At 51.9% G+C, this 13,252-nt stretch carries 13 protein-coding genes, 1 tRNA gene and 1 pseudogene; 1 reads left to right on the forward strand and 14 read right to left on the reverse strand.

The genetic code is table 11. The annotated features are described in order from the left end of the window. The first annotated feature begins 100 nt into the window (after positions 1–100). Positions 101–1,441 (forward strand): chromosomal replication initiator protein DnaA, encoded by a 1,341-nt coding sequence (gene dnaA, locus GN112_RS00005; RefSeq protein WP_155308333.1) that lies wholly within the window; start codon positions 101–103, stop codon positions 1,439–1,441. 115 nt (positions 1,442–1,556) lie between these two features. Here dnaA and GN112_RS00010 read toward each other — a convergent pair whose 3' ends face one another. The 14 genes and pseudogenes from GN112_RS00010 to GN112_RS00075 all read right to left on the reverse strand — a co-directional run bounded on the left by GN112_RS00010 (position 1,557) and on the right by GN112_RS00075 (position 13,114). After that, on the reverse strand, positions 1,557–1,754 hold the full coding sequence (locus tag GN112_RS00010) for a hypothetical protein (protein WP_155308334.1): 198 nt from the start codon (positions 1,752–1,754) through the stop codon (positions 1,557–1,559). A gap of 9 nt (positions 1,755–1,763) precedes the next feature. Further along, positions 1,764–2,537: an inositol monophosphatase family protein gene (locus GN112_RS00015; RefSeq protein WP_155308335.1), complete on the reverse strand. Its 774-nt coding sequence runs from the start codon at positions 2,535–2,537 to the stop codon at positions 1,764–1,766. A gap of 93 nt (positions 2,538–2,630) precedes the next feature. Further along, entirely contained in the window at positions 2,631–4,277 is a 1,647-nt protein-coding gene (gene hflX / locus GN112_RS00020; RefSeq protein WP_155308336.1) for a GTPase HflX, read from the reverse strand. Next, the gene (gene dnaB / locus GN112_RS00025; protein WP_155308337.1) at positions 4,274–5,635 is read right to left on the reverse strand and encodes a replicative DNA helicase; all 1,362 of its coding nucleotides are present in this window, start codon (positions 5,633–5,635) and stop codon (positions 4,274–4,276) included. The genes hflX and dnaB overlap by 4 nt, the downstream gene beginning before the upstream one ends. A gap of 70 nt (positions 5,636–5,705) precedes the next feature. Beyond that, a complete protein-coding gene (gene rplI / locus GN112_RS00030) occupies positions 5,706–6,155 on the reverse strand; it encodes a 50S ribosomal protein L9 (protein WP_155308338.1) in 450 nt (149 codons plus the stop codon). 31 nt (positions 6,156–6,186) lie between these two features. Continuing rightward, entirely contained in the window at positions 6,187–7,158 is a 972-nt protein-coding gene (locus tag GN112_RS00035) for a YybS family protein (protein ID WP_155308339.1), read from the reverse strand. A gap of 54 nt (positions 7,159–7,212) precedes the next feature. Continuing rightward, entirely contained in the window at positions 7,213–7,476 is a 264-nt protein-coding gene (gene rpsR / locus GN112_RS00040) for a 30S ribosomal protein S18 (protein ID WP_155308340.1), read from the reverse strand. Between the two features lie 3 nt (positions 7,477–7,479). Beyond that, positions 7,480–7,899: a 30S ribosomal protein S6 gene (gene rpsF, locus GN112_RS00045; protein ID WP_155308341.1), complete on the reverse strand. Its 420-nt coding sequence runs from the start codon at positions 7,897–7,899 to the stop codon at positions 7,480–7,482. 201 nt (positions 7,900–8,100) lie between these two features. Continuing rightward, positions 8,101–8,258 (reverse strand) — tRNA-Ser (locus GN112_RS00050). 46 nt (positions 8,259–8,304) lie between these two features. Then, a pseudogene (locus tag GN112_RS00055) lies at positions 8,305–9,450 on the reverse strand (TetR/AcrR family transcriptional regulator); the annotation flags it as partial. 829 nt (positions 9,451–10,279) lie between these two features. Then, positions 10,280–10,453, reverse strand: coding sequence for a hypothetical protein (locus GN112_RS00060; protein ID WP_155308342.1), 174 nt, complete (start codon positions 10,451–10,453; stop codon positions 10,280–10,282). A 27-nt stretch (positions 10,454–10,480) separates the two neighbouring features. Further along, complete coding sequence (locus tag GN112_RS00065) at positions 10,481–11,299, reverse strand: ExeA family protein (protein WP_162458704.1); 819 nt, start codon at positions 11,297–11,299, stop codon at positions 10,481–10,483. Next, on the reverse strand, positions 11,286–12,530 hold the full coding sequence (locus GN112_RS00070) for a DDE-type integrase/transposase/recombinase (RefSeq protein WP_155308344.1): 1,245 nt from the start codon (positions 12,528–12,530) through the stop codon (positions 11,286–11,288). Before GN112_RS00070 ends, GN112_RS00065 begins: the two co-directional genes overlap by 14 nt. A 77-nt stretch (positions 12,531–12,607) precedes the next feature. Then, a complete protein-coding gene (locus tag GN112_RS00075; protein ID WP_155308345.1) occupies positions 12,608–13,114 on the reverse strand; it encodes a hypothetical protein in 507 nt (168 codons plus the stop codon). Positions 13,115–13,252 lie beyond the last annotated feature (138 nt).

Below are 13,252 nucleotides of genomic sequence, written 5' to 3' on the forward strand. Positions count from 1 at the left end.
CAGATAATTGACCCAAATAGCATAATTTAGGCCAAAAGTTAGATAAGCAAAATAAACATGCGGCTTTTTTAGGTGAAGCTAAAGGAAGTTTATTTTATAAATGGACCAAATTTGGAAACGTGTAAAATCGCTGCTCAAGGAAAAAGTACCTGGGCACAGCTACCGGATGTGGATTGAGCCCATCGAGTTTTGTGAAGATTGTGCAGATACGATTGTTTTGAGTTGTCCCAACCCCTTCTCAAGGAAGCGCATCAGCGAACAGTACGGAAAGTTGATTGAAAGCGCCCTTTGTGATGCCGCCGGTCAGCCCCTCAAGATGAATTTGATTGTCGGGGCCGCACATCCGGCGGACAGCCCGGAAAACCCAGAGGAACGGCAGATGAAACTGCCGGAGATGGACCTGCCCGCTCGCGGGGGGCAGCTACTGCGGCAGGATTACACCTTCGACCAGTTCGTTGTGGGAAAGAACAGCGATTTCGCCTATACGGCGGCGCTCTCCCTGGCGGCGCGTAAACTGGGCAACCAGAATGCGCTCTATCTGCACTCCAAGACCGGATTGGGCAAAAGCCATCTCTCCCAGGCCGTGGGGCACCACATCCTGAAGGCATTTCCCAACGAACGGGTTTATTATATTACCGCCGAGGATTTCATGAATGAGATGACCGGCGCTTATCGCAGTGACAACATTCATCAGTTCAAGGACAAGTACCGCCATAACTGTGATGTGCTGCTGCTTGAGGATGTCCATTTCCTCAGTGGAAAAAACGGAACCCAGGAAGAGCTGTCCAATACCCTGGAGTCGCTGATGAACAGCAACAAAAAAGTTATCTACTCCAGCTGCTACCTGCCCTCTGAAATTCCCAAGGTCAACGACAAACTCAAGTCGCGCCTCTCCTGCGGCCTGATTTCGAAGATCGACCTGCCGGATTATAAGGTCCGGTTGCGAATCCTGAAAAAGGCAGCCAGATCTGGAGGGTTCGCCCTTCCCGACATTGTTCTGCAATATTTGGCGTCAGAGTTGGTGGATGATGTCCGCCAACTGAAAAGTGGGTTGATCGGGGTGGCGGCCAGGGCATCCCTGCTCGGATCGGCCGTGGATCTGGAACTGGCCCGTAATGTTGTCGATGACATCGTGACCAGTCGTGAACAGATTACCCTGGACTCCATCAAACAGCTGGTGTGCAAATATTACAAGGTTACACTGGCCGATCTGACCTCCCGTTCCCGGCGGCAAGCGATCGTACGGCCACGGCAGGTGGCCATGTACCTATCCCGACGCTATACCGACCATTCCCTGCAGACCATCGGAAGAAGCTTCAATCGTTACCACGCAACCACCCTGCATGCCCTGAAAGCCGTGGAAAAGGGTCTCAAAGAGAATGGTCCCTTTCAGAAACATGTTGATTTCCTCTCCCAGCGGCTGGAAAAGGGCAGGGGGTAGAGATCCGTCCTGACAGGCCGGTCCGTGCACGGACGGTTGGGTCTGAGGCAACGCATGGGAAGACGGTCGCAGATGGTACGGATGCCCTTGCTCACACGCGGGATGCCAAATTAGATCAATTGACTTTTATTTCCATGCCATTGGCCGAAACCAGCTCTTCCAGGATTTCAAAACGTTCATTTTGATCCTGCTCGATGATGCAGCGCAATGTCAGCGCACAGCGTTTCCGGCAAATGGGGTCGTTCCTGCGATAGTTGCCAAAACAGCCCAAGTACCGGTCCATTGGGTATTCTGTTTCCTGATCCAGTGTCATTGACAAATCCTATAATTCCAGCAAAGTGAGAAGTTCATCATGGATGGCGCCGTTGGTACTGACGATTTCATCGGCGGTGATGGAATAGGGCGCCCCTGAAAAAACGGTGGTGCGGCCACCGGCTTCCGAGGCCACCAGAAATCCGGCCGCCGTATCCCAGGGTTTGAGATGCTGTTCCCAGAACCCATCGAAGCGCCCGCAGGCGACATAGCATAAGTCCAGTGCTGCCGCTCCCAGGCGCCGAACGCCCTGGGTCGCCTTCAGCCCGCGTCCGAAACGTTCCATCAGCGGGGGAAAAATGGTTGCATGGTCGTAGGGAAAGCCGGTGACCAGCAGACTATCGGCGAGCGTCGGGGTCGCGGAAACGGAAATCGGCGATCCGTTCAGCAGGGCTCCCTCACCTTTGACCGCCATGAAAAATTCTTCCATAAGCGGAGCAAGAACGAATCCTGCACGGATAGCGTCATCGACGGCAAAAGCGATGGAAACACAAAACAGTGGCAGATTGTGGGCGAAGTTGGTGGTACCGTCCAATGGGTCGATAATCCAGCGTTGGCCGCTGTTTCCGTGCCGACCGCTCTCTTCGGCGAGGATGGCATGGTCAGGGAAACTTCGCATGAGGGTATCGATGATGGCGGCTTCGGAGCGCAAGTCGGCTTCGGTGACCAGGTCGATGGCCCCTTTTTTACGAACAGACCGCAATCGGCCGAAATGTTCCTTGAGAATCCTTCCGCCATTATAGGCTGCGGCGGTTCCCACCTGTTTGATCCGTTCCATGTCCATAAGAAAAGACCTTTACCTGCAATTTGCCCGCGCTGTCAACCGAATTGTCAGATATGATTGCAACTACCAGAAATAAAAGATTATTTTATAGCGTTACGGGCTGCCGGGATACGTGATGTGCTCGACCGCCGCCTGCAATCGCTCGGAGAGGGGCTTTAGGGATGGCCGGCTGATCGCACTGACCGCAATGCCGCCAAGCCGCTTGACCAGCATATCCCGGGTGTCAGGATCGACGCGATCGATTTTGTTGAGCACCCGAATGACGGGGATGGAACCCAGGTTGAGTTCGTCCAGGATCGTTTCTACCGAGTGGATCTGTTCCGGGTGACGGGGGTTGCTGATGTCAATCATGTGTACGAACAGGTCGGCATTGTCCAACTCTTCCAGGGTGGCTTTGAAAGCGGCCATCAGCTCTTTGGGCAGGTCGCGGATAAAACCGACCGTGTCGGTGATGATCACGTCGATGTCCCGGGGAAAACGCAGTCGCCGGCTGGAGGGGTCCAGGGTGGCGAAGAGTTTATTTTCGGCCAGCACCCGGCTCTGGGTCAACTGGTTGAGCAGGGTGGACTTTCCGGCATTGGTGTAGCCGATGATGGAGATGACCGGAAGTCCCATCCGACTGCGCCGGCGCCGCTGCTGATCACGGTTCTTCTGGACCGTTTTCAGTGCCTGTTCCAGACGCCGGATGCGTTCTCTGGCCCGCCTTCGATTGATTTCCAGACGGGTTTCTCCCGGTCCCCGGCCGCCAATGCCGCCGGTCAGCCGGGACATGGCCGTATCCTTGGTGACCAGCCGGGGAAGAATGTACTTCAGTTGGGCCAGTTCCACCTGCAGTTTGCCCTCCCGGCTTTTGGCCCGCTGGGCAAAGATATCCAGGATCAGTTGGGTGCGGTCGATGACCTTGATTTCCGTCCGGTCGGCGATGGAACGGATTTGGGAGGGGTTCAGTTCCTGGTCGAAGACAATCAGGCTGGCTCCGCGATGCAGCGCCAGAATGGCCAGCTCGTCCAGCTTTCCGCTGCCCATGAGAAATCGCGGATCGGCTTTTTTGCGTTGTTGCAGGACGGTGTCAATGGTGCGTATGTTGGCGGTGTGGGCCAGTTCCTTCAACTCGTCCAGGGACGCCATGGCCGCTTTGCGTCCGCCGGTGAAAACACTGACCAAAAGGGCGCGCTCTCCGCTGGCGTCATCCTTTTCCTCGACTTTTTGTCTGGCCAGCTCGGCTTCAAGGGCCTGGATCAGGCCGAGACAGTCGATTTCCGGCCGGAATGGCGGAATCGGCGGCATGATCCGGTACGGGGCCGATTCACTGGCACCGGGAAGAATATGGGCATAATGAATCTGCGCTGGTGATCCATCGGGGTGCATGGTGATGACCGCCATGAGGTCGAGCCGCAAAAGGGAGAGGTCGGTCAGGTCGTCTTGGGTCAGGCCACCCATGTCATCCGCGCGTGTGTGGATGCAGCGCAGGCCGCGCAGGCGGTCCGGTGCCAGGCGGTACTCGCGCAGGTCGGGGATCATGATGCGGTCCACGCCGCCGACCAGCACCTGCGCGATTTTCCCGCTACGCTCGACAAGCAGACCGACCTGGCGGCCAATCTCAGTCGACAATCGGGACAGATCCCGGCACAGTTCGTAGGAGACAATGGCCTGGGTGGGAATGCGGCGCCGGCCCAGATTCTCCAACCGTTTGATCTGGCTCGCCTTGAGCCCCAGCAGGTTACCGAAGATTTCTTTCATTCAACGGCCAGGTTTTCGAAGCGGGTGTAAGATCCCAGGAAGGCCAGCGGAGCAACGCCTGTGGGGCCATTGCGCTGTTTGGCCAGGATGATTTCCGCCGTTCCCCGGTGGGGGTTGTTTTCATCCCGGTTGTAGACCTCGTCGCGGTAGATGAAGGCCACCAGGTCGGCATCCTGCTCCAGGGCACCCGATTCCCGGAGGTCGGACAACTGGGGGCGTTTGTCACTGCGCTCCTCCAGTTTGCGGTTAAGCTGGGAGAGGGCGATGACCGGGATGTTCAGTTCCTTGGCCAGAATCTTGAGTGATCGGGAGATCTCGGAAATTTCCAGATCCCGCCGTTCGGTATTGATGCTGCCGCGCATGAGCTGGAGATAGTCGATGATGATCATGCCCAGCCCCTTGTCCATCTTCATGCGCATGGATTTGGTGCGGATGGAGGTGGTCGAAATGTCCGGTGAATCGTCGATGAAAATGGGGGCGTCCGTGAGCCGTCCGGCAGCGTCGGTAATGCGGTTCCAGTCCTCCTGGTTCAGGAAACCGCTCCGGATGCGTGATGAATCCACGCGGGCCTCGGAACAGAGCATCCGCATGGAGAGCTGTTCCTTGGACATTTCAAGGGAGAAGATCGCCACCGGTACACCGCCATCAATGGCGGCATTGCGGGCCATGTTCAGGGCAAAGGCGGTTTTTCCCATGGCCGGCCGGCCGGCCAGGATGATCAGATCAGAATTCTGCAGGCCCGAGGTCAGGCTGTCGAGTTTGGCGAAACCGGTGGTGATGCCGGTCACCAGTGCCCGGTTGCCCTGGCGTTCCTCAAGCTGGTCGATGTTGATTTCGATGATTTTACTGAGGGGGGAAAAGGCGGGCTTGGTTTTCCCCTCCGACAGTTCGAAGATGGCACTTTGGGCAAATTCGATGACACTGTCCACATCCCCGCGGTCTTCAAAGCAGCGATTGGAGATCGTATTGGAGCGTTCGATGAGCCGCCTTAAAATGGCCTTGTCATGGATGATGCGCGCATAGTGATGGGCGTTGACCGCCATGGGTACGGCATCTACCAGGTGGGCCAGGTATGCGGCGCCGCCGATCTTCTCCAGCTCGCCGTTTTCCCTGAGCAGGTTGCTCAGGGTGACCAGGTCGACGGGTTCGCTTTTGGCGTAAAGCGTTTCCACGGCGGCAAAGATCATTTTGTGCGCGGTTTTGTAAAAATCGTCGGCGGAGAGAATCTCAAGGATGTCGATCAGGGTGTCGTTGTCGATCAGGATGGCGCTGATGATCGATTCTTCCGCCTCGATGCTCTGGGGGGGAAGCTTGTGAAACGCGGGATCTTTGACGGTTGCGGACGGAGTGTCGGGCATACACGAACAGCTTTTCTAAAAACTGCCGGGACCTGAACCTGGGGCCAAGGCTCCCGGCAGCGGGTTGATCTTAGGCTTCTTCCGGAACCACTTCCACCGTGATCTCCGGTTTGATTCCCTGATAGACGCGGATGGGCACCTTGAAAGTGCCGACGGTCTTGATCGGTTCGGTGAGCAGCACCATGCGTTTTTCCACCTCGACATCCTGCTTCTTGAGCGCGTCGAGGATGTCGCGAACGGTAATCGAGCCGTAGAGTTTATCGGCTTCATGGACCTTGGACGCAATGGTCACCGAGACCATTTCAAGGCGGTTGGCCATCTCCTGGGCAAACTCTTTCTCCTTGGCGATCTGCAGCTCGAATTTGGCTTTTTCCTGCTCCAGAATCTTGCGTTGCTGGGGGGTGGCCGGAACGGCTTTCCCCTGAGGGAGCAGATAGTTGCGGGCATATCCGGGCGCCACATCGACTTCGCTTCCGATGATGCCCAACGAACTGATGGTTTCTTTTAAGATGACTTTCATGATTATCCTCCAAAAAAGGCCTGCCCGAATGTTACGCCGGCAGGTCCGGTTCACGCTTGTCAGGGTCAATCTTTCGAAAATTGATCCACATATCAAAAAGTCCGATGCAGACGATTACCAGCAGAAAAAGCTGCTGGAGTGCGATCATTATATACAGGACAACACGGATGGGCCGTGGCAGCTTCTTTTTCTCGAAGAAAAAGGAGACGATGGCGATGCCCTGAATGAAATAGACCGTCAGGACGACCAGCAGGCCATTGATCCCGATGAGTCGGAATCCGGTTGCCGGCAGCAGCATGATCAGGCCGCTGCCGATGACGCCCCAGATGAGTACGTCAGGCGCCCGCCAGCGATTGAGCCGACCATAGTCAGGAAAAGCCAGACCGCGGCGTTCCAGGATCGGTCGTGCGGCAATCAGGTTGGTCCAGGCCACAAACAGGGTGGATGCGGCCACCAGCGAGGGCAGGATGCGAACCAGCACATATTGAATTCGATCCAGGGATCCTGAGATGGCATCGATCGTTTCCTGGGGAATGCCGATACTCTGGTACAACTGGAGGGACAGTTTCAGGTTGGTGGCCACATAGGCCGAAACCAGGCTGACGACCCCCGTGTTGCTGGCGATGCTGTACATCACCATGGCCCCCAGACCAACGCCCAGAACAATACCGCAAGCGGCCACAATGGCCATCTCCACGGGCAACGCTTTTTCGAACATCTCGCTCAGGGCGAAGCCCAAGAGCATCAGTCCGGAGAAAAAGACGATATCCATTGTGATGCCGCCAATGATAAACCCGATGACCGCAATGGCCACCAGCGGAACAATCATGCCATGCCGCCTGCCCAGCTTCGTGCGATAGAAGAGAACGGGCAGGGGAATAAACATGGAGAAGAGAAAACCGATGACCGGCATGAACACCGATGCCGAAAAGATGACCAGGGTCGCCATTACGCCGGTAGCGATATCTTTCGATACTCCACTTTGAAATGGCCATGGCGCCATCTGATTCCCCCCAAAGTTGGCGTTTTTGTTCCGCCGGATGTGCCTTTCGGGCAATTACAGATCAAAAGTCCCGACGTATGGCAGCAGGGCAATGGTTCGGGCCCGTTTGATGGCATGGGTCAGTTGGCGCTGGTGTTTGGCGCAAGTTCCTGAAATTCTCCGCGGAATGATTTTTCCCCGCTCGGTTGTGAAGTATTTCAGGGCCTTGGGATCCTTATAATCAATTACCAGGCTCTGGTCCGCACAGAAGCGACAGACTTTGCGTCGATGAAAAACTCTTCTTTTTTTTCTTTTGGGACGGGGTTTTGCGACGGCCATGGGTTACTCCTCCTCGGATTTTTCGTCGGTAGATGAATCACTCGTTTCGGTGGATGCTTCGGTCGATTCGGCTTCCTCGGCGGCAGCCTGATCCTTTTCAGCCGCCAGTTCGGCCTTAATGGTGTCCAGATCCGCTTCCGCGTCCAGAAGGACCGTCATGAACTTCATGATCCGGTCGTCGATCCTGAAGAACCGTTCCATCTCTTGAACCAAGGCGCCATCGCCGCAAAAATCGAATCTTACATAGTGACCCCGATTTTTTTTCTTGATGTCGTAGGCCAGTTTCCTGGTGCCCCAATCGTCCGTTTCCACCAAGAATCCGTCGTACTGGGGGATCAGGTCGTTCACCCGCTCGAAGAAGGGGCTTTCGGCCTCCTTCGACAGGTCCGGGTCGAGAATGACAATCGTTTCGTACCGCTTCATAAAACCTCCTTGTGGCTTTTCAGCCCCGGTTTATCGCCGGAGCAAGGATACGGGATTCCAATGGAATCACCAAAAATCAGCATAAATATCATCGCCCCAAAAAGCTGTCAAGCATTCAGTGCCCTTGATTTTTTTTTAATCCAGGATGGCTGAATTTGCCATAAAAAATGGGCGGCATGACCGTCCCTTGATGATTTTATTTGGTGGGCCGTGAAGGAATCGAACCTTCAACCTACTGATTACACATATTTTATCGGTAATTTTTTAATGTGACAAGGTAGAGTTAAATAAAAAATTGTAGCGTTATCCAATACTTTCTTCAATCTCTTGTAGATCAGCTTTATCTATCACAACGGACCAGCATAATAACGATACCAAGTCTTCAATATTTTGCATCATGTCGATGGGATTTGTTTTATCCAGTATTACCCAACGAGTTGCCAAATGCGTAAAAGCGCCTAAGAAAAGATTCCGGAACAGTCGATTATTAATATTAGTCTTGAATATGCCACGTTCTTTTCCATCTTCCAATATCGTTTCTATAATAGATACATAATCAATATAATCTTTATATACTGGTGATACATAAAATTTTTTGTTTAATTTGATATCCAACAAAAAAACACGCAAAAAGTCCCTATTTCCCATAAAAGTTGTAAATAACAAACGGATAAATCGGCGAAGCTTTTTGATAGGGCAATTGATCTGAAAGACTTCATCCCTACTGTCACATAACCATTTAAAGCGTCTTTTTGGTATTGAAAAAAGCAAATCAATTTTGCTTTCATAATAGCTATAAATCGTTCCTTCAGCAACATTGGCGACACTTGCAATTTCAGCCATTGTCGCCGCATTGTATCCTTTTTCAGAAAACACTCGAACAGCAGACTTAAGAATTCGGGCTTCTTTATTGTCTCCATTGACAATTTCTTTTCCCATGCCTTCCTCACAAGATATAATTGATAATACTAAATCTATGATACCGTTAAAGTCCGGTAAGGTGCGGTCGATCTCTTGTGAAGAAAAGCGGGAAAGGGATTCTTCATCGAGTAACCCAAATATCATGTTTCTAACTAATATCAGGTTGATATCAGATCTAAAAATTTTTTGATTAACGCCCTGTTGTAATATATCAGACATGATTTTCGTGTATCGTCTGAGAGCTTGATAGCCTTCATGAGAATAAAAATTTTTATTGGAACGACATTCGAAAAGAAAATCTTTTAAGACTCGGGTTTCATGTGGACTTAAATCATTGATATACAGATGATACCATATCATTTTACCCAGCTTAGAAACCGGATCTCGGATTCCCTCTAAATGAAGTCTTAATTCCTTTTCGACCTCATCGAGTTTATCCGCCAATGCATAAAAGAGCAGGTCTTCTTTATTTACAAAATAATGATAAATATTCGAATCAGATATACCTGCTTTTATTGCGATATCAGAAATATTCGAATCTACCAATCCTTTCTGGGAAAAAATCTCTTGCGCAGATTTTAGCAAATTTTTCCTTCGATTAGCAGCCAACACTTTGTTTTTTACAATCATAACGATCTATGCTTCATTTCAAGTTTAACTGAATCACCGACCACCCGATTAGCGGGTGGTTTGATGAAACCCCCTCCGAAGGGGGCGATGTTATTCGTAAAGCCCCTAACACTACAGCGTAACTTTGAACCAATCCAATCAATATATTGTGTTTTGCAATATAACTTATTCAATATTTGGGCCTTTTTCCCTTATGTTTCGATGTAGTACCAAAGGGGCTCATTTTAGCTATTCCTTTTCAGACTCACGTTGATATCGAATATATTTTCGTATTGTTTCTTCATCCAAGCCGATTGTGCTTACGCAGTATCCTTCTCGGTTAATACCTGACGCGTTTGTCGCGCCTTTTCCCTCAACGCTCAGGACAAGAGCTTTTGACCAACGCCGTCGAGGGTGGCTTGAAAGTCGCCCCCCGCAGGTAGGCCTCGGAGGGTCGGTTCCTCAGCTTTTCACGCATTGCCTATGCTCTGTGTTGTTGCAGGACACTGATATCACAGCCCCAAAAGCATTACCGTTATTTTTTTTCGGGATTACATAGTGAAATAATTTCATTCACGTCCTGTATTTCTTGGAGCCTCCCTATTTTTTCGAATATTTTTTCAGCATTTTCCTTGGGAATCACCGAAGTAGCTGTAGATTGTCACGATATTAACCCTACGTAATTCCAATATATATTACCTATGGGAGAGAATTCTCGGTGAAAGTGTGACAAAGACAAAGAAAGGGGCTTGGTGATACCAAGCCCCTTTGATAGTAGACAGCAGTCTACCGCACCAGATTATCCCTTGGCGCCGGAGTCCCCTCTCGAGCGCCTCCGTTTCATCTGGGTTTAAAACGGTTCGACGTCCTTGGATGGTTTTTGGGTTTGTATGTCATCGTCTTGAAGGTATTGTTTTACTCTTCCCAACGCAGCGATAACGCCATCGAGGATGATCGTTTCGATTTCCATGGCGATTCGTTCACACTTTTGCTCATATTCGAAATCCTGTTCCGGATCAAACATGGCACGGCCTCCTTTGTGTTATTTGGGTTAGGCAATCAGATCACAATCGGTAAAAAGTTCGGCGCTGACGGTTTTCTCGTTGCGATAATATGCCTCGCTTAGCAGTAAGGTGCCCAGGTTCATGATTTCCCGTCGATTGCCGTGGCAATGCGCCGCGACAAGGGCCAGCGCATCGGATTCAAAGAGGTCCTTGGGTGCTTTTGCACAACGGAGTCTGAAGTCGATAAACTGCTCGGTTTCTTTTTCGTCCAGAGGGTCGATGCGAAAGTTCACCGTCAACCGGGTGCGAATGGGCGTCATCACCGACAATGTCATCTGCTTGGCGAGCATATCATCACCGACGATGATCAAGGAGGCGGCGGCGGCCTTTTTTGGGGGACAGACAATCAGGGAACAAAGGTCCATCAGCGATTCCCGTTCGAGCAGTTGGGCATCGTCGATCAGGATCACCGGATGGACCGGATGCTTTCCGGTAGCCATCATGCCGATGTGTTTTTGCAATTTTACCAAGAGGGGCACGGCCCTGGTTTGGGTTTCCACGCCGAGTTGTTCGCCAACGGTCTTTAGCAGCGCCGTTCGTTGCAAGCCGCCGTAATGGATGTAAAGTCCGTGGTAATAATTGGCGTCCAGGCTTGCCAAAAGGTGCTGAACCAGGGTGGATTTCCCGGCACCGGAAGGCCCGCTGACGGCAAAACTTTTTCCGTGCTGTAAAAGCTGCAAGCCTTGATCGGCGATTCGTTGATCCCTTTGGCTGTAGAACGGTTGTTCCATTTTCCAGGTATCGGCAAATGGATGAAACTTCCATCCGAAGTGTTCGGCCAGACTCTGGTGGTTACTCGGTGTCATTGTCTTTCTCCTTGGTATGAGCGAAATTGGCGTTGTCAAAACGATATGCGTTTGCGGTAAGGTCCACCGGCTTGGCCGGTTTAAGATCATCGCCGTAGTAAATGCGGGAAAGATCCCAGGGCATGTAATAGATGGTTACCCGCTGTCCCGGCAGACATCCGGGCACTTCGAAAGCCTTTTTTTTCAGACGAATCGTACCGTCGTTGTAAACGCGACAACGACGCTTTAGCCGAAACAACGATTCGATATCGGCGACTTCGGGCACGGGTTGGCAAACGCTATCGACCCCCAGGCGTTTTTGCATGGGTGAGCATTCCAGGGTACTGTGGATTCGGCGGTGATAGTCGTTCAGATAAAGGGTGAACGCCGTGTTGATTTCATCGAACGTTTTGTACCGCTGTTTGGCGAGGAACTGGTCCCGGACGGTACGAAAAAATCGCTCCACTTTGGAACGGCCCTGGGGACGCCCGGGAGGTGTATGGGGTTGTCGCATGGACAGGTTAGCGCAAACGATTTTCAAATGGCGGCTGTTGTATGCCGACCCATTGTCCGTATACAGCCGATGGGGGATACCATGGCGCCTTATGGCAGTCATCAATTCGATGATCAGGCTTTGGGTCGATTCCGTGGAATAAAACCTTCCGCTGACCACATAGCGGGTGCAATCGTCGATGATGACATGCAGGTAGCTTTTGCGTTTTTTCTTGCCCTCGTACAGTTTGGGCCCGTGCATGAAGTCTCCGATCCACATCTGACCGAATTTATCGAATTCAAACGGACGAACCACTTCGGCGGTTGCCAAATGAGGATCGCGCATCAGGTTGTTATTCCGGGCGAATCGATACAACGTGGAGCGGCTCGGACGGGTTTCATCCCATAATTGGCGCTCGACCAGTTCCCGAAGCATCAGTGACAGGGTCCAGCGGGGATGTGCCAGCCGGAGTTCAAACATCTCGTTGGCAAGGGGTGCCGGCACATCGTGCGTGCCTTTGTCGGATCGCTCTTTGTCGCAAAGCGCACCGAGCCCGCCATGGTTGAACCGGTACAGCCACTTTCGAATGGCTTCGGCCGATAGCGTAACATAGCGACCGTCATGGGGATGAATGTAGCTGCTTTGTGATACGACGGCCAGCATTTCACACAACTGAACATCGTTGGCATCGCGGTGCAAAAGCGGGCTGATAATCCCGTAGCGCCACAACGCCAAGTCCATTTGCCGATCATCTTGCATAAGGGGCCTCCTTTGATAAAAAGTTTGCCCCCATGTACGTAATCTACTGGTTATTCACAATTTATAGATTCTGTTGGTCAGGCATAACCGTACCGTTTCGGGTAAAATTTCATGGCAAACATGCGGATAAAATCGGACCAATGCCCCGGTGGGTCGATGCATGGTGAAGGTGCCCAGACCGGCGTTGTTTTAGCCTCCTGATCGATCCAGTCCAAAAGGCCGTGCCATTTTTTGATGGATCCATCCACCACGGAACGGGTAAGGCACAGGCGACGGCATATCTCAGCAGTGGCGAGCTGTCGATCCACCAACTGGATCAAGGCGGTAAGCATGCATAACGTCAATCGGGTTATTCGTAGAAATGGATGCGGTAGAATGGAAAATGTCCGCCGGCACTGATCATGTTTACAAAGATAACGCTGAATCCTGATTTGCTCCTGGCCGGAAAAGCCATAGCGCTCGTAGGTGCCGTATTTGATAATATTGACTTGGTTGTTGCACCAATGGCAGGCGATCGGTCCGGTCTGATTTTCCTTGGCAATTTTGTTCAGAACCAATAGAATTGTCAATACTGGGTGGGGCATGGCTATTCTCCGTTTTTATTTGAAAAAATAAATGTGCACCGGATCAATAGCACATGCCCCCCCTTTTATCCCCCCCAAAGGGGGAAAGGATGCAAGGCATGGGGCGGTTCCTGCTGTTTGGGCTGCTCAGTTCCGCCT

Source organism: Desulfosarcina ovata subsp. ovata (assembly GCF_009689005.1).
In the GTDB taxonomy this organism is placed as follows: domain Bacteria; phylum Desulfobacterota; class Desulfobacteria; order Desulfobacterales; family Desulfosarcinaceae; genus Desulfosarcina; species Desulfosarcina ovata.